The organism is Streptomyces mangrovisoli, assembly GCF_000974985.2.
GTDB classification, from domain to species: Bacteria; Actinomycetota; Actinomycetes; order Streptomycetales; family Streptomycetaceae; genus Streptomyces; species Streptomyces mangrovisoli.
The window spans coordinates 1-16,964 of record NZ_LAVA02000086.1 but is presented as its reverse complement, the minus strand read 5'-3'; the positions used below and the strand labels follow the sequence as shown (position 1 = coordinate 16,964).

Here is a 16,964-nt window from a genome sequence, read left to right as displayed (position 1 = left end):
GAGCCTGGGACGGGAGCCAGGGACGGGGGGGGCAGGGACAGAGCCTGGGACGGGAGCCAGGGACGGGGGGGCAGGGACAGAGCCTGGGACGGGGGCCAGGGACGGAGCCTCGGAGGTGACCCCTCGGACGGCCGCCGAACCGCTCAGCGGAACACCGTGCGCGGCCCGGTGACCTCGGCCCCCAGCTCCCGCACCCGGCGACGCAGCTCGCGGTCGGCCGTGACCACGAGGATCCGGCGCCCGTACACCGCCGTGACCAGGGCGACCATGTGGTCGTCGCCGCTCTTCGGCGCCGACTCCACGTGGACGCCCTCCACGGACTCCACCCCGCGGGCCGCGCCCTCCACCACGAGCACGATCTCCAGCGGTCCCTCCAGCCCCGGCAGCCCGCCCGCGGCCAGCCGGTCGCGCAGCCGCTCGGCGGCCCCCTTGCGATCGCGCCACCAGCCGTCGGGCACCGAGCCCACGACGTTGGCGGCGTCGACGATCACGAGCAGCGGGATTTCCTGCGCCTCCTCCATGGGGCCAGGGTCCCACGCCGACGGGGCTCGAGCGCAGGGACGGCATGCCGCTCGGGACGCCCACGGCCGGGGACACGGACCGCGCCCCGGCCCGTCCGGGCGGACGGTGACCCGGGCCGGACGGACGGGGGCGCGGGACGGCCAGGGACGCGGGGCGGACGGGGGCGCGGGACGGACGGGGGCGCGGGACGGCCAAGGACGCGGGACGGACGGGGGCGCGCGTGACGCACGAGGCGGCGCGGGACGCACGGGCCGGCGCGGACGATGCCCCGTGCTGCCCCTCCCGCCCGGCTCGGATCGCGCCCGGCTTAGAGTGAACCGGTGAACGGCGACTGGCTCATACGCGGCCGCGACGGACGGCTCAGTGTCTACCTGCCCTCGGACGACGCCGTCCTGTGCCGGGCGGAACGCAGACCCGGCGACACCTGGGAGGACGCGCGCCGGGTGGGCGGCGACCAGCGACTGCACCCCGGGACGGCGGCGACCGGCAAGGGCGCGGACGGCTACGCGCACCTGGTGGCGTGGCGGCCCACCGGCAAGTCCGAGTCGGGCCTGGTGCATTCGACCCACTTCCGCCCGCGCCTCGCGGCCCTGGACTGGCTGCCGATCGGGCACCCGAACAAGAAGGGCGACCGCACGGGTCCGCCCGCCCTGGCCGTCGACGCGGTGGGCCGCGCCCATGTCTTCGTACGCAACCGGGGTGGCGGGGTGAGCATGTCGGCCCAGAAGGAGAAGGGCGGCTGGGAGCCCTGGACCGACCTCAAGGGCCGGGAGGTCGAGGAGGAACTGGCCGCCGTGACGGGGGAGTCGGGACTGGTCGAGCTCTACGCGGCGGTCCCCGACGGCCTGGTGCACTGGCGCCAGGAGGAAGCGGGCGCCCCGCCCGTGCTGGAGGAGGCGCTGGAGGCCCCGGTCCGCCCGGGAACGCTGCGCGCCCTCGCGACGTCGGCCGAGGCCACCACCCTCTTCTACACGGACCGCGCCGGCGACATCTGCGCCTGGCGCCCCGGCGCGAAACCGGCCGTCCTGCTGCCGTCGGCGGGCCCCGGCCCGGTCTCGGCGATCCGCTGCGAACTGGACGGCCACGACTGCACGTTGCTGGCCCAGCGCTCCGCGAGCGGCCGGGTGGCCTTCGCCGCGTACCCGACCGGCGACGAGTCGGCGGGCGCGTGGTGGACGGAGTCGGGCCCCGGCCTGCCCTCGGACGCGGTGGTCGCGCTGGCGATGGACGAGACGGAGCGCGTGGTGGCGGCGACGTCGTCCCCGTCGACGGGCCAACTCCTGCTGACCCGCCGCAAGGACGAGCCGGGGCTGGCACTGGAGGCATGGCGGGAGGTGTGATGCGCGATGATGACCCCGTGGACAACGAGACACTCATCGCCGCGTGGCGGCAGCTCCTCGACGGCTCCGGCAAGTCCTGGGTGCTCTACGAGCACGGCACCTGCGTCGTCCTGGAGCACCCCACCGCCGATCCCACCGAGCAGGCGGACGCCATCCTGCGGGAGTTCGGCCCGGTCCAGGTCGACACGTCGGCGGGTGACTTCAGGGTCCTGGAGCTGAAGAACGGCGAGGGCTGGCTGGTCACGGGACACCACCCGGACGTGGTCACCTACGTCGCCCTCGACGAGTGCGAGGACCAGTCACACCTGGCCGTCGGCATCCACGGCCGCACCAAGCGCGACCTGGACGGCACGGAACTGCACGCGGTGCACGTGGAGGACGCCAAGGCGACCGGGTGACGGCCGGGGCGCCATGGCGGGAACGCCATGACAAGGACGGCATGAGAACGCCGGCGCGAAAGGCCGCCTGACGCACCGTCAGGCGGCCTTTCGCTGAGTTCGATCGGATCCGTCGGTCCGGATCAGGGCGTCTTGCCGCCCGTGGCGGGCGACTTCTTCGCCGACGCGGGGATGGTCGTGTCGTGCCGCAGCGCGTTCCACAGCTGCTTGTCCTGCGGCTGGGCGCCCACCACCCGGTTGGGGTCCTGGGTGTCGTAGCGCACCGGCAGCATGATCGTCTCCATGGTGGAGGGGTCGATGGCCTTCAGGCTGCTGCCGAACTGCGCGAGCTTGCTGAGCGAGGAGAGCCCGGTGTCGGTGGTGAGCGCCGAGGTGAGGCTGGAGGCGATCTTGTAGCTCTTCGTCGGGCTGCCCAGCAGGTCCTGCTTCTTGATCTCGCCGAGCAGTGCCGTCATGAACTTCTGCTGGAGACCGATGCGCCCGAGGTCGCTGCCGTCGCCGATGCCGTGCCGGGTGCGGACGAACTCCAGGGACTGCGTGCCGTCCAGCCGGTGGGTGCCCTTGGTGAGGTCGAGCCCACTGGAGCTGTCGTGGATGTCCTGGTCGACGGTGACGGTGACCCCGCCGATCGCGTCCACGAGCCCCTTGAAGCCGGCGAAGTCGATCTCGACGTAGTGGTCCATGCGGATGCCGGACATCTGCTCGACGGTCTTGACCACGCAGGCCGGACCGACCTGGGAGTAGATGGAGTTGAACATGACGCGCCGCGCCGAGGCCACGGTGCTGCCGTCGTACTTGGTGCACTCGGGCCGGGTGACGAGAGTGTCGCGGGGAATGTTCACCGCGGTCGCCCGGGTGCGCCCCTCGGGTATGTGCACCATCAGCGCGGTGTCGGACCGGGCACCGGAGACATGCCCGGTGTTCAGGTTCGCGTTGGCCCCGGCCCGCGAGTCGGAGCCGAGAATCAGGATGTTCTGACCGGAGGTCGGCAGCTTGGCGGGCCGGTCGTCACCGATGGCGGTGTCGATGTCGATGCCCTTGAGGTTGCCGTCGAGGTCGCTGTAGAGCCAGTAGGCGCTGCCGGCACCGATCAGCAACATCGCACCCAGCACCGCCAGGAGGATCCGCCCGGTCCGCCGCCGCTTGCGCCGCACACCACCGCCGCCTTCGCCTCCTCCCTCGTCACCATCGGTGCGCACGGGGGGCGTGTCCGGGTCGAGTTGGTGGGTCGGGGCGTGGCTCATCCTGTGTCGAGTCCTCGTGGTTCGTGGCCCTGGGGGCGGTGGGTGTGGCGCGAGGACTCGGTGGGGGGAGGGGGCGGTCCGCGTGGTGCCTGTTACCTGCCGCGACGCGGCGGCGATCGGTTGATCCTGAACGAAGAGTGACGGACTTGTAAAGGCGGTCGATGCCGGCACCGCGGAAGGCGACGGGCGTGACCTGCAAGATCACAGATGGTTGTACGGATCATGGTGTGATCAAGATCCCTTCAACGTACAAGTAAACGCAGTACAAGAATTAGTTGAATGGTTGTTAAGGTCTGGATCGCACGCATGTGGGGTTCCTGTGAATAGCCAGGTCCCCGCATCCGCACCCCCGTTCGCGGTCTTGGCGCCGTGGGGAGTTCTGTCCCGTTTCGGCGCGTTTTCTGAGGGGTTATGGCCAGGCTGTCACTGAAGGCTGTCCAGAAACTGACGTGCAAGAAGCGTGATGCCTGGTGGACGGTCTTCCTGGTCGATCCGGTGGCCACGCGGCTGCTGCTCGTGGTGGCCCGCTTCCGCTTCATCACGCCCAACCGCGTCACCTGGGCCGCTCTCTTCGTCGGCCTGGGCTCGGCCGGCCTGTTCCTGCGCGGTGACCGCACTTCCCTGCTGCTCGGCGCGCTCGTCTACCACGTCAGCTTCATCCTCGACTGCATCGACGGGAAGCTGGCCCGGCTCAAGGGCAACGGCTCGGTCTTCGGCGGCTGGCTGGACTACGTCTTCGACCGCATCCGCGTGCTGTTCTGCGCCCTCGCGCTGATGGGCGGCCAGTTCCTGCGCACGGACGACGAGCGCTATCTGCTGGCCGCCCTGGTCGTCGTCTTCCTCGACATGCTGCGCTACGTCGACGCCCTGCAGATCCACAAGATGCGCATGTCGATGCGGGGCAAGATCGAGAAGCTCGCCGCTGAGCGTGCGCGGGCCGACGCGGACGAGTTCGTCCCGCAGGTGGCGGAGATCCCGGAGGACCAGGGCACGCCGGTGGTCTTCATGGAGGACCTGCTGCGGCAGAACCCGGAGTCGTCCGCGGAGAGCCTGCGCGCCACCGCCGAAGCGGCCAACGTGGTCGACCTGCACGAGCAGTTCCGTGAGCGGTTCCCCTGGTACACGCGGGTCCGTCGGGCGCTGCTGCGCACCCGGATCCGGCCGCACCTCTTCAGCGGTATCGAGTTCCAGATGTTCGTCTTCATCGTCGGTCCTCTGGTGGGCCGGATCCTGTGGACGACCGCCGTGTCCGCCGCCTGTCTCATGCTGTTCGAGCTGGTGATCATGTACAAGTTCTGGCTCTCCACCCGGGACTTCACCAGGGTCACCGACGAGCTGAGCGAGGCTCCGGCCACCGCCGGGAGTATCGCGGAACAGCTGCAGCGCGGCCGCCACCGCCGGGACGGCGAGGAGAATCTGCCCGGGAACGACCCCCTGTGGGAGGGCATACCGGGCGATCACACCGTTCCGTGGCCCCCGCCGCAGTACCCGTGGCAGGCCGAGACCCGGCCGGCCCTCAACGAGACGATGCCCCTCCGGCGCATCGACCGGCCCCAGACCGACTTCGACGGACACCGCCGATGAGCACCCCCCGTCCCGGCGCCGAGGATGCCCCCCACCCCGCCGCCGGGAACGTTCACGCCCCGGACGCCGAGCCGACGCGCCTGCCCGGCGCGGGCGACGCCCCCACCACGGAGGCCCGTTCCGCCGCGGAGCTCCGCCACGCCGCCGACGTCCGCCCCGCCGTCTCCGTGGTGATCGCCGCCTACAACGCGAGCGGCACCCTGGACCGGGCCCTGACCTCGGCCCGCCGCCAGACCGAGCGCGACCTGGAGATCGTGGTCGTCGACGACGCCTCCACCGACGGCACCCTCGCCGTCGCCCGGGCCCACGCCGACAAGGACCCCAGGGTGCGGATCGTCGCCCGCCGGGAGAACAGCGGCGGCGTCGGCGCGCCTCGCAACGACGGCATCGACTGCGCCGACGGCCGCTACGTGATGTTCCTCGACGCCGACGACGAACTGCCGCCCCGGGCCTGCGAGATCCTGCTCGCCTCCGCTCTCGCCACGGGGTCCGACGTCACGGCGGGCCGGGCGCTGCGCGTGGACCTCACCAAGGGCGAGACCACCGTGTGGCAGCCCCAGCTGTACTCGGCCGAGCGGACGATCAACGGCGGCCTCGCCGCCGCTCCGGAGCTGTTCCACGACCCGATCGCCGCGGCCAAGCTCTACCGGACCGACCTGCTGCACGCGCACGGCATCCGCTTCCCGGAGGGCGTGCACTTCGAGGACACCTACTTCTCCACCGTCGCCCACCATTGCGCGGCGAAGATCACCCTGCTCACCGAGCCCGTCTACCGCTGGGTGTGGGAGCGGGAGTCGGACACGCCGTCCATCACCAACCGGCGCGGTGAGCTGCGCAGCATCCGCGACCGCGTCCAGGTGCACCGGTGGACCGACGACTTCCTCGAACGGCAGGGCGCCGACGACCTCGTCGCCCACAAGGCCGCGAAGTTCCTCTCGCACGACCTCGGCCTCTACATGAACGCGCTGCGCACGGGCGACGAGTCCTACCGGGAGGGCTTCACCCGTGTCACCGCCCCCTATCTCGGCGCGCTGCCCGCGGCGAGTTGGGACCTGTGCGGACCGCTGGAACGGGTGCGCGCCTTCGGGCTGATGCACCGGCGGGCCGATGTGGCCCTCTCCGTCAGCGACTTCACCCAGCGGCGCGGAGTGCTCAGCTCCGACCTGGTGGAGCGGGACGGCAAGGTCTACTGGTCGGGCTCGCTGCTCGGCCGGCCGGACGCGGAGCGCTTCCTCGACGTCACCGACCTGGACCTGACCGGCGCCGCCCTGAGCGATGCCCGGCTGTTCAACCAGGGCACCCGGGTGGAGATCCAGGACAACGAACTCCATGTCACCGGCTTCGTCCGCAACCAGTTCGGCCGGGTCGGACCGAAGGACGACATCCGGCTGACCGCCGTGCTGCGCCGCCGCTCCCCCCGCACCGATCATCGCTTCGAGGTCACGGGCGTCGAGGTGGACGAGGAGTACATCCGCTACCACACCTCGATCGACCTGGCCGGAACCCTCGGCTCCACCGACCGCGCGGCGACCTGGAACCTCTTCGTCCAGGTCCGGCACGGCGGAGAGCGGGCCACCACGGCGGTGTCCGTGCGCGGCGTCGACACCGCGGCCGAGCGGTACACCGGCGGGGGACACACGTACGAGATCTACGAGACCGTCAGCGGCAACCTCGCGCTGCGCCCGGAGACCGAGGCGCAGCCGGTGCGCACCCACGACCGGGGGCAGCCCTGGCTGTGGTGGACGGACGCGGGGACGCCCGAGCCCTTCGAGGCCCGGGACGGCCATGCCGCGGCCGTCGTCGTGCACTGCCGCAACGACGAGTACAACCTCGAGGCGTTCCTCGGCTCGCTCGCCGCGCAGCGCGACTTCGCGCGGCTGCAGGTGATCCTGGTCGACGACGGTTCCACCGACGCCACCCCCGGGCTGCTGGCCGAGTTCGCCGCGAGCTTCCCCAACAGCACGGTCGTCCCGCAGGTCTCCATGGGCATGCGCGCCGCGTTCGACCACGGGATGCGTCATGTCACCGCCCCCTACGTGCTGTTCACCCGTGCCCGCGACATCCTCGGCAAGGACTGCCTCTCCCGTCTGATGCGCGCCGCCCGTACGTCCAAGGCGGACGTGGTCGTGGGCCGGCCGGACAACTTCCCCGGTCCGGACCGGGGTACGGGCGAGCCCTGGCAGCGGTACTTCGCCGAGGGGGCAGCCTCGGTGAGCACCCTGCGCGACGCGCCCTACCTGGTCTTCTGCACCAGCCTCGGCGCGAAGCTGTTCCGTGCCGACCTCGTGCGCGCGCAGCGGCTGCGCTGCGGCGCGGGACCGGGCTACGAGGACGCGTGGCTGACGGTGCCCGCACTCCTGCACGCCCGCCGGGTCGCCGTCGAGCGCCGGGCGACGTGCTACACGCGTGACGAGGAGCAGAACGACTCGCTGTTCGACCTGCCGTGGAACGACCCGGTCAAGGCACAGGAACTCCTGCGGCTCGCCCGGCATCTGCTGCGCCGGTCCGCGGCCCTCGACGCCCGCACCCTGCGCCTCGCGCAGCGCTTCGTCGTACGCACGTACCAGCCGTATCTGCGCAACATGCACCGGGTGACCAGCGCCGCGGATCTGGCGGAGGTCTTCCCGACCCTGCACGAGGTCTACGCCGGCATCCCCGACGAGCTGGTCCTGCAGTACGCGACGGCCGGATCGTCCCGGTTGCAGCACCACGCGGTGCGCACCGGTAACCTGGATCTGTTCCGGGAGCCGCACAGGATCCCCGACTTCGAGCCGTATCTCCGTCTCGACGACGCGGGGCCGTTCCGCAGGCTGACCGTGGACCGGGTGGAGACCTCGCTGCTGCGGGTCGAGCGGCAGCGGGTCGTGCTGGAGACCTGCCGCGTGAACCGGGACGGCGTGACCTTCGAGGGGCTGCTGGTCCTCGGCGGCGTCGACATCTCCCAGGTCTTCGCCAACCGCATCGCGCTCGTGCTCACCGACGGCGAGGTGAGCCGGACCGTCCCCGTCGAGCAGGTCTACCGGCGCGACCGCTGGCGCACCCGCAAGGAGCAGGACCGGTACAGCGGCTGGCGCGCCGTCGTGCGCCCCGAGGAGTTCACGGACCTGGACAACCGCGACCTCCGGCTCGCCGTGCGCGTGCACGACGCCGACCGGCGGCTGGACATCCCGGTGGACAGCCGGCAGATGCTGCACCGCTTCAAGGGGGTGCACCGGGCCGGCCGGGCCACGGTGGTGCTGGACATCGGCGCGGACGAATCCATCACCCTGCGCCGCGTCACCGGACTCCCGCAGCGCGCACGGCACAAGACGAAACGATTCTTCGGGGCGGTGCGCTCCGCCCTGCCCGGCCGCCCGGGCTGGCGCACCCGGCTGCTCTACTGGCTGCTGCACCCCTGGCTGCGCGGCAAGGACATCTGGATCATCGGCGAGCGCGAGGACACCGCACAGGACAACTCCTACCACCTGTTCAAGTGGATCCGGCAGAACCACCCTCGCCGCAGGGTCTACTACGCCATCAACGGCGACGCCGCCGACCGGGCCAAGGTCGCGCTGTACGGTCATGTCATCGACCGCCTGTCGTGGAAGTACCGGCTGTACCTGCTGCACGCGACCCGACTCGTCAACGCCTACGACCTGGAGGCGTACCTCGGCTTCCCCGGCCTGTCCAAACGGGCCTTCCTCACCGGGTACGGCGATCTGCTGCGCTACAAGCGGGTGTTCCTCCAGCACGGCGTCGTCTACAACGACGTCGCGCCCTCCATCCACGCCCAGGTCACCAACGTCGACATGGTGTTGACGACCGGCCGCAGCGAACGCGCCTACTACGCCGAGCACTGCGGCTACGGCTACGACCGGGTCGCCGCCACCGGACTGCCCCGCTTCGACGCCCTGGAGCCGGTCGCCGGCCCGCGGCGGGTCCTCGTCATGCCCACCTGGCGGCGCGACATCGTGGCCCCGTCCTACAACAAGGCAGCCAAGCCCGACATCCCGTTCGCCGCGTCCGAGTACTACCGGTTCTTCTCCGCGCTGCTGACCGACGAGAGGCTTCTCGCGGCACTGCAACGGCACCGGGTGGAGCTGGAGTTCATGCCCCACTACGAGATCCGGCCCTATCTCAAGCACTTCCGTATCGACCACCCCGCCATCACCGTGTCCACGACCGGACGGGACGTCCAGCACGCGATGCGCGAGTGCTCGCTGCTCGTCACCGACTACTCCTCGGTGTTCTTCGACGTCGCCTACATGGGCAAGCCCATCGTGTACACCAACTTCGACGACGAGAGCTTCTACAGCAAGCACTACAAGCGCGGCTACTTCGACCTCGCCAGGGACGGCTTCGGCCCGACCTGCGGCACGGTGGACCGGGCGGTCGAGGAGATCGTCGCCTCGATCGAGCGCGGCTTCGCCGTCGAGACGAAGTACCGCCTCAGAGCGGAGGAGTTCTTCGTGCTGCGCGACACCGACAACTGCCGACGGGCCTACGACGTCATCGACTCCCTCGACGCCACGGCGGCCGGCGACCCGGGCCGGCCGTCGGTGCCGCTGACGATGGGGCGCCCGGAGCCCGCCCGGACGGTGCGGGGCTGACGCGTGCGGATCTTTCTCGCGGGTGACTCCAGCGTGGTGAGCAGGCCACGCAGCATGGCGCCGATGACGGGCTGGGGGCAGGTCCTGCCGCTCTTCGTGCCCGGTGCCGAGGTCGTCGACGCGGCCCGGGCGGGCGCGAGTTCACGCAGCTTCGTGGAGCGCGGCCGGCTCGCCTGGATCGTGCAGAACCTCACGCCGGGCGATCTGCTGCTGATCTCCTTCGGGCTGATCGACATGAAGCCGGGCGACGGCCGCTTCACCGAACCTTTCGGCGACTACCAGCGGTTCCTGCGCCGATGCGTGCACCGGGCCAGGGAGCGCGGTGCCCATCCGGTGCTCGTCACCAGCCACGAGCGCCGCGCCTTCGACCCGCAGGGCAACCTGCGCCGTCCGCTCGGCATGTACCCGAAGGCGATGCGCGAGCTGGCGATGGCCCTGTGCGTGCCGCTGATCGACCTCAACGAGTGGAGCGCCGCCCGGTGGCGGGCCGCCGGAGCCTCGGGCACGAGGGACCTCTTCCTCCATCTGACGCCGGGGGAGCACGCGAACTACCCGGACGGCATCGAGGACAACACGCATCTGTGCGTCCGGGGCGCCGTCGAGTGCGCCAGATTCGTGGCGGGCCGGCTGCGCGCCCAGAGCCTGCTCCCGCCCGCCCTCTTCCACGACCTGGACGCCCAGATCCCCGACGAGACGGTCGAGTTCCTCGACGACGAGGTCTTCGCGCAGCAAACGGCGGCCCGGAGGGTGAGCGTCACCCCGTCGGCAGAGGAGGCCGAGTGAACGACCTGTATCCGCTGGCCCGGGCCGAGGTGGACCACCCCGAGGCGCCGGGTGACCGCGGCACCCTGGAACTCTTCGCCGGCACGGACCCGGCACTGCCCGTCGCCCCCGGCCAGGAGATCGACCTCACACTGGTCATCACCCCGGGCGACCGTGCCCACCGCACCTACGGCTATCTGCTCGAGGACTTCCTCGGCACCACCGCGACCCTGGTGCGCCACCCGGGCCTGAGTCGGCTGCCCAGTGCCCGGCTCGCGACCTACGCGAGCGGGGCGGAGCCGCGCACCGCCGCCTGCCGGATCCGTGTCGCCCCGGACGCCCCGGAGGGAACGGTCCTGCTGCCGCGCGTCGTCGTCGGTCTGGTGCCTTCGCAGGGCGCCGCGCTGGTCGCCTCGGGCGCGATCTCGCACGAGGGGTTCCGGGTCAGGCGGCACTGGCTGCCGGGCGAGGCCGTCACCCTGCGGCCGGGCGGCCACGCCGAACTGCCCGCCGGCCACAGTCCCGCCCCCGGCCTGCGCCTCCTCGCCGCCGGACGCGCCCGGCACGGCCGGACCAGCTGCGGTCCCGACGGCGCCGTCAGCTACCGGGCCGACCCTGACCACCTCGGCTACGACCGCTTCGAGCTGGCCTATGAGGACCCCGACGGCCACCGCGTGTGGACCGAGGTGACCGTCCACATCGGCGACCTCGGACCGTCGCCGGGGGCGGTCGCCGTCCACGGGTAGCGCCGCGGAGGGGAGCGTCGCAGACCGCTCCCTCCACAGCCGGACATCGAAGAGGACCCCCGCGCGGTGCGCGGGGGTCCTCCTCATGTGTGCCGTACGGCCGCACGCGTCAGGACGTGGGCTGCGGGCCGGGGTGGTCAGGCCGGGACCGAAGCCGCCCCCGGCTCCAGGAACGGCTTGCCGTTGACGCGGGCCGAGACTCCCTCGCGGTCCAGGTACGGCGTGATGCCGCCCAGGTGGAAGGGCCAGCCGGCGCCCGTGATCAGGCAGAGGTCGATGTCCTGGGCCTCGGCGACGACGCCCTCTTCGAGCATCAGGCCGATCTCCTGGGCCACCGCGTCCAGGACGCGGGCGCGGACCTGCTCCTCCGTCAGGACGGTGTCGCCCTGCTTCAGGAGGGCCGCGACCTCGGGGTCGAGTTCCGGCTTGCCGCTGTCGTAGACGTAGAAGCCGCGCTTGCCCGCCTTGACGACCGCCGCGAGGTTCGCGGAGACCGTGAAGCGGTCGGGGAAGGCCCGGTTGAGGGTCTCCGAGACGTGCAGGCCGATCGCGGGGCCGACCAGTTCGAGGAGGACGAGAGGAGACATCGGCAGGCCCAGGGGCTCCACCGCCTTCTCCGCGACCTCGACAGGGGTGCCCTCGTCGATGACGTTCTGGATCTCGCCCATGAAGCGGGTCAGGATGCGGTTCACGACGAACGCCGGGGCGTCCTTCACCAGCACCGCGGTCTTCTTCAGCTTCTTGGCGACCGCGAACGCGGTGGCCAGGGAGGCGTCGTCGGTCTGCTCGCCGCGGACGATCTCCAGCAGCGGGAGGATCGCGACCGGGTTGAAGAAGTGGAAGCCCACGACCCGCTCGGGGTTCTTCAGCTTCGACGCCATCTCGGTGACCGAGAGGGAGGAGGTGTTGGTCGCCAGGATCGCGTGGGCCGGGGCGACCGCCTCGACCTCCGCGAACACCTGCTGCTTGACGCCGATCTCCTCGAAGACCGCCTCGATGATGAAGTCGGCGTCCGCGAAGCCCTCGGCCTTGTCCAGGACACCCGACACCAGCGCCTTGAGGCGGTTGGCCTTGTCCTGGTTGACCCGGCGCTTGGCGAGCAGCTTGTCGATCTCGGCGTGGACGTAGCCCACACCCTTGTCCACGCGCTCCTGGTCGATGTCCGTGACGACGACCGGGACCTCCAGGCGGCGCAGGAAGAGCAGGGCGAGCTGCGAGGCCATCAGGCCCGCGCCGACCACGCCGACCTTGGTGACCGGACGGGCCAGGCTCTTGTCCGGGGCACCCGCCGGGCGCTTGCCGCGCTTCTGCACCAGGTTGAACGCGTAGATGCCGGCACGCAGTTCGCCGCCCATGATCAGGTCGGCGAGCGCCTGGTCCTCGGCGTCGTAGCCCTGCTGGAGGTCGCCGTTCTTCGCGGCCGCGATGATGTCCAGCGCGCGGTAGGCGGCCGGGGCCGCGCCGTGCACCTTGGAGTCCGCGATGAAGCGGCCCTTGGCGACGGCCTGGTCCCAGGCCTCGCCGCGGTCGATCACCGGGCGGTCCACGACGACGTCGCCCTTGAGGACGGACGCCGTCCAGATCAGCGACTGCTCCAGGAAGTCCGCGCCCTCGAACAGGGCGTCGGCGATGCCCAGTTCGAAGACCTGCGCGCCCTTGAGCTGCTTGTTCTGGTTGAGGCTGTTCTCGATGACGACCGAGACGGCCTTCTCCGCGCCGATCAGGTTCGGCAGCAGCGTGCAGCCGCCCCAGCCCGGGACCAGACCGAGGAAGACCTCGGGCAGGGAGAACGCGGGCAGCGCCTTCGACACCGTGCGGTAGGTGCAGTGCAGGCCGACCTCGACGCCGCCGCCCATCGCCGCGCCGTTGTAGTACGCGAACGTCGGGACCGCGAGCGCCGAAAGGCGCTTGAAGACCTCGTGGCCGCCCTTGCCGATGGCCAGCGCGTCCTTGTGCTCCTTGAGCAGCTCGACGCCCTTGAGGTCGGCGCCGACCGCGAAGATGAACGGCTTGCCGGTGATGCCGACGCCGACGATCTCGCCCGCCGCGGCCTCCTTCTCGACCTGGTCGATCGCCGCGTTCAGGTTCGCGAGCGACGCCGGGCCGAAGGTGGTCGGCTTGGTGTGGTCGAAGCCGTTGTCCAGCGTGACGAGCGCGAAGCGCCCCGCGCCGGCCGGCAGGTCGAGGTGGCGTACGTGCGCGGACGTCACGACCTCGTCGGGGAACAGCTCGGCCGCACCCTTCAGAAGCTCGGTGGTGGTGCTCACTTGTCCCCCTCGAAGTGCGGGTTCTCCCAGATGACCGTCGCGCCCATGCCGAAGCCGACGCACATCGTGGTCAGGCCGTAGCGGACGTTCGGCTGCTCCTCGAACTGGCGGGCCAGCTGCGTCATCAGGCGGACGCCGGAGGAGGCCAGCGGGTGGCCGTAGGCGATCGCGCCGCCGTACTGGTTGACGCGCTCGTCGTCGTCCGCGATGCCGTAGTGGTCCAGGAAGGCCAGGACCTGGATCGCGAACGCCTCGTTGATCTCGAACAGGCCGATGTCCGCGATGGACAGGCCCGCCTGGGCGAGCGCCTTCTCCGTCGCGGGGATCGGGCCGTAGCCCATGACCTCCGGCTCGACGCCCGCGAAGGCGTAGGAGACCAGGCGCATCTTGACCGGCAGGCCGTTCTCGCGGGCGAAGTCCTCGCTCGCGATGATCGACGCGGTGGCGCCGTCGTTCAGGCCGGCCGCGTTGCCCGCGGTGACCCGGCCGTGCACGCGGAACGGGGTCTTGAGGCCCGACAGGTTCTCCAGCGTGGTGCCCGGGCGCATCGGCTCGTCCGCGGTGACCAGGCCCCAACCGGTCTCGCCGGCCTCGGGGTTGGTACGGCGCACCGAGATCGGCACCAGGTCCTGCTGGATCTTGCCGTTGGCGTACGCCTTCGCGGCCTTCTCCTGCGAGCGCACCGCGTACTGGTCGGCGCGCAGCTTGGTGATGTGCGGGTAGCGGTCGTGCAGGTTCTCCGCGGTCATGCCCATGAACAGGGCGGACTCGTCGACCAGCTTCTCGCTCACGAAGCGCGGGTTCGGGTCCACGCCCTCGCCCATCGGGTGGCGGCCCATGTGCTCGACACCACCGGCGATGACGGCGTCGTAGGCGCCGAACGCGATCGAACCGGCGGTGGTCGTCACGGCGGTCAGGGCGCCGGCGCACATGCGGTCGATCGAGTAGCCGGGCACGGACTGCGGGAGGCCCGCGAGGATGCCGGCGGTACGGCCGAGGGTCAGACCCTGGTCGCCGATCTGCGTGGTCGCGGCGATGGCGACCTCGTCGATCTTCTTGGGGTCGAGACCGGGGTTGCGGCGCAGCAGCTCCCGGATCGCCTTCACGACGAGGTCGTCGGCGCGGGTCTCGTGGTAGATGCCCTTCGGGCCCGCCTTGCCGAACGGGGTACGGACGCCGTCGACGAAGACGACATCCCTGACGGTACGAGGCACGATGGCTCTCCTCCAGGTGCGGGATGGCACTGCTGCGGCCGCGCTGAGCGCGCGCTCAGAACCCATGCTACTTGTGAGTAACAGAGCTGCACACCCCTGCCGGGGGGAGCGGCGAACGTCACACTGCCGCGGGGCGGTCCCGGGAGCGCGGAGGTGGGGTACGGCCGGCCGGCGGGGCGGTGCGGGGTCGCCTCCGCGGGGGTCCCGCCGTGACCGGCCGGATCTTGGCGCGATCTCGACGGCGGGGCGCGCGGGGCGGGTCGCCTTGCGGCGGGCGGGCCGGGTCGCCTTGCGGCGGGCGGGCGTGGTGTGTGGTGGTGACGTCGGGTGCGGGTGCGTCGTGGGCCTTCGCGCAGTTCCCCGCGCCCCTTTCAGGGCCACGTCGTGGCGCCCCCGAAGGGGCGCGGGGAACTGCGCGACCAGCCGCCCCGCACCCGCGGTCGACAGCCGGACCTGCGCCGCCTTCCCGCGCGGAGCGCGCCCCGCACCCGCGGTCGACAGCCGGACCTGCGCCGCCTTCCCGCGCGGAGCGCGCCCCGCACTCGCGGTCGACAGCCGGGGCGTGTGCCGCCGTCCCGCGCGGAGCGCGCCCGTACCCGCGGTCGACGGCCACGACTTGCGCCGCCGTCCCGCGCGGAGCGCGCCCCGGTCAGGCGCTTGGGCTCTGGGCTGTCAGGGCCTTGACCAGGACCGGGGTGACCTGTTCCACCTGCCAGGGGCGCGCGCCGTGGCCCACCAGGGCGGCGGCGACCGCCTCGGCGTCGGCCTCCTTCGGCGGCTCCCAGCACACCCGCCGCACGGTGTCCGGCGACACCAGGTTCTCCTGCGGCATGTTCAGCTGCTCCGCCAGTGCCGAGACCCCCGCCCGCGCGGCCGACAGCCGGGCCGCCGCGACCGGGTCCTTGTCGGCCCAGGCCCGGGGCGGCGGCGGGCCGGTGACCTGCTGGCCCGGCTGGGGCAGCGCGGAGTCGGGGACCGCCTTGGCGCGGTCCACGGCCGCCTGCCACTGCTCCAGCTGGCGGCGGCCCATCCGGTGCCCGTAGCCGTTCAGCGCGGCGAGCGCGTGCACGTTGGCCGGAAGGGACAGGGCCGCCTCCACGATCGCCGCGTCCGACAGGACCTTGCCGGGGGAGACGTCGCGTCGCTGCGCGACCTGGTCGCGGGTCTGCCACAGCTCCCGTACGACGGCGAGCTGCCGGCGCCTGCGCACCTTGTGCATCCCGGACGTGCGCCGCCAGGGGTCCTTGCGCGGCTCGGCCGGCGGAGCCGCCGCGATCGCGTCGAACTCCTGCCGGGCCCACTCCAGCTTGCCCTGCCGGTCGAGCTCCTTCTCCAGCGCGTCGCGCAGGTCGACGAGGAGCTCCACGTCCAGGGCGGCGTAGCGCAGCCAGGGGTCGGGCAGCGGACGGGTGGACCAGTCGACGGCGGAGTGGCCCTTCTCCAGGACGTAGCCGAGGACGCTCTCGACCATCGCGCCGAGGCCGACCCGGGGGAACCCGGCGAGCCGGCCCGCCAGCTCGGTGTCGAAGAGCCGGGACGGCATCATGCCTATTTCGCGCAGGCAGGGCAGGTCCTGAGTGGCGGCGTGCAGCACCCATTCGGTGCCGGCCAGCGCCTCGCCGAGGCCGGACAGGTCCGGGCAGGCCACGGGGTCGATCAGCGCGGTGCCGGCGCCCTCGCGGCGCAGTTGCACCAGATAGGCGCGCTGGCCGTAGCGGTAGCCGGAGGCGCGCTCGGCGTCCACGGCGACCGGTCCGGTGCCCGCCGCGAAGGCGGCGATCACCTCGGCCAGCGACGCGTCGTCGGCGACGACGGGCGGAATTCCCTCGCGCGGTTCGAGCAACGGGATCGGCGCCCCTGTGACAACAGAAGATCCGGCGTCGTCCGGAGGGGCGCCTCCGGTGGTTCGCAGTGAACTGTCTGCTGCGGTGTCTTGGGCGTCGGTCACATGTCAAGGGTATCCGTGTGTGCGCGGCGCCCGCCGACGTAACGTTCCGTCGGCGGGTGCCCAGGGGTCGTAAACCGGTCAGGCAGGTGAAAGACGAGGTTCACGCGGGTGTGCGGTTCGTGTGCCGGAGGCGGGCGAGCGGTGGGGGTGTCGGGGGTGTGGGGAACGCGCGTGACGAAGACGCGCGGTCACCGTGGGCGCGCGAGGGCTCGGGGGGCTCGGCGCGGGGTGGGGGTGCGGTGGGGTGTCGTGGGGAGTGGTGGGGAGTGGTGGGGAGTGGTGGGGGGGGGCGCGGGTGGGGGTGTGACGGGTGGGGCCCCGTGGGGCGGGCCGCGGGCCGGCTGCCGTAC

General features: G+C 71.8%; 11 protein-coding genes. 6 read left to right on the top strand and 5 right to left on the bottom strand.

All coding sequences use genetic code 11. The annotated features are described in order from the left end of the window. Positions 1–143 precede the first annotated feature (143 nt). Positions 144–521, bottom strand: a complete 378-nt coding sequence (locus WN71_RS30505) for a hypothetical protein (RefSeq protein ID WP_046590498.1) — start codon at positions 519–521, stop codon at positions 144–146. A gap of 321 nt (positions 522–842) precedes the next feature. Here WN71_RS30505 and WN71_RS30500 point away from each other — a divergent pair, with 321 nt between their 5' ends. Both WN71_RS30500 and WN71_RS30495 read left to right on the top strand, forming a co-directional pair. Continuing rightward, positions 843–1,862 carry a PLL family lectin gene (locus WN71_RS30500; protein WP_046590496.1) on the top strand — a complete coding sequence of 340 codons (1,020 nt, stop codon included), beginning with the start codon at positions 843–845 and terminating at the stop codon, positions 1,860–1,862. Between the two features lie 17 nt (positions 1,863–1,879). Further along, on the top strand, positions 1,880–2,260 hold the full coding sequence (locus WN71_RS30495; RefSeq protein WP_240529822.1) for a hypothetical protein: 381 nt from the start codon (positions 1,880–1,882) through the stop codon (positions 2,258–2,260). Between the two features lie 122 nt (positions 2,261–2,382). On the opposite strand, the gene WN71_RS30490 is transcribed toward WN71_RS30495, so the two are convergent. Continuing rightward, positions 2,383–3,504 carry an LCP family protein gene (locus WN71_RS30490; RefSeq protein WP_079178232.1) on the bottom strand — a complete coding sequence of 374 codons (1,122 nt, stop codon included), beginning with the start codon at positions 3,502–3,504 and terminating at the stop codon, positions 2,383–2,385. A gap of 411 nt (positions 3,505–3,915) precedes the next feature. Here WN71_RS30490 and WN71_RS30485 point away from each other — a divergent pair, with 411 nt between their 5' ends. The 4 genes from WN71_RS30485 to WN71_RS30470 are packed head-to-tail and all read left to right on the top strand — an operon-like array spanning position 3,916 to position 11,185. Beyond that, positions 3,916–5,088 carry a CDP-alcohol phosphatidyltransferase family protein gene (locus WN71_RS30485; RefSeq protein ID WP_079178231.1) on the top strand — a complete coding sequence of 391 codons (1,173 nt, stop codon included), beginning with the start codon at positions 3,916–3,918 and terminating at the stop codon, positions 5,086–5,088. Beyond that, entirely contained in the window at positions 5,085–9,677 is a 4,593-nt protein-coding gene (locus tag WN71_RS30480) for a bifunctional glycosyltransferase/CDP-glycerol:glycerophosphate glycerophosphotransferase (protein WP_046590494.1), read from the top strand. Before WN71_RS30485 ends, WN71_RS30480 begins: the two co-directional genes overlap by 4 nt. A gap of 3 nt (positions 9,678–9,680) precedes the next feature. After that, the gene (locus tag WN71_RS30475) at positions 9,681–10,460 is read left to right on the top strand and encodes a rhamnogalacturonan acetylesterase (RefSeq protein ID WP_046590492.1); all 780 of its coding nucleotides are present in this window, start codon (positions 9,681–9,683) and stop codon (positions 10,458–10,460) included. Next, positions 10,457–11,185 (top strand): hypothetical protein, encoded by a 729-nt coding sequence (locus tag WN71_RS30470; RefSeq protein ID WP_046590490.1) that lies wholly within the window; start codon positions 10,457–10,459, stop codon positions 11,183–11,185. Before WN71_RS30475 ends, WN71_RS30470 begins: the two co-directional genes overlap by 4 nt. A gap of 137 nt (positions 11,186–11,322) precedes the next feature. On the opposite strand, the gene WN71_RS30465 is transcribed toward WN71_RS30470, so the two are convergent. From WN71_RS30465 to WN71_RS30455, 3 genes are all read right to left on the bottom strand, one after another. Beyond that, positions 11,323–13,452 (bottom strand): 3-hydroxyacyl-CoA dehydrogenase NAD-binding domain-containing protein, encoded by a 2,130-nt coding sequence (locus WN71_RS30465; RefSeq protein WP_046590488.1) that lies wholly within the window; start codon positions 13,450–13,452, stop codon positions 11,323–11,325. Then, positions 13,449–14,666 carry a thiolase family protein gene (locus WN71_RS30460; protein WP_046590487.1) on the bottom strand — a complete coding sequence of 406 codons (1,218 nt, stop codon included), beginning with the start codon at positions 14,664–14,666 and terminating at the stop codon, positions 13,449–13,451. Before WN71_RS30460 ends, WN71_RS30465 begins: the two co-directional genes overlap by 4 nt. Positions 14,667–15,315: 649 nt before the next feature. Beyond that, a complete protein-coding gene (locus tag WN71_RS30455) occupies positions 15,316–16,614 on the bottom strand; it encodes a ribonuclease D (RefSeq protein ID WP_079178229.1) in 1,299 nt (432 codons plus the stop codon). Between the last annotated feature and the right edge of the window lie 350 nt (positions 16,615–16,964).

What these genes read in the sequence shown, in the direction of transcription:
- WN71_RS30485 (WP_079178231.1), top strand. Translation starts at nt 3,916, where the DNA reads ATGGCCAGGCTGTCACTGAAGGCTGTCCAGAAACTGACGTGCAAGAAG.
- WN71_RS30505 (WP_046590498.1), bottom strand. Translation starts at nt 521, where the DNA reads ATGGAGGAGGCGCAGGAAATCCCGCTGCTCGTGATCGTCGACGCCGCC.
- WN71_RS30480 (WP_046590494.1), top strand. Translation starts at nt 5,085, where the DNA reads ATGAGCACCCCCCGTCCCGGCGCCGAGGATGCCCCCCACCCCGCCGCC.
- WN71_RS30490 (WP_079178232.1), bottom strand. Translation starts at nt 3,504, where the DNA reads ATGAGCCACGCCCCGACCCACCAACTCGACCCGGACACGCCCCCCGTG.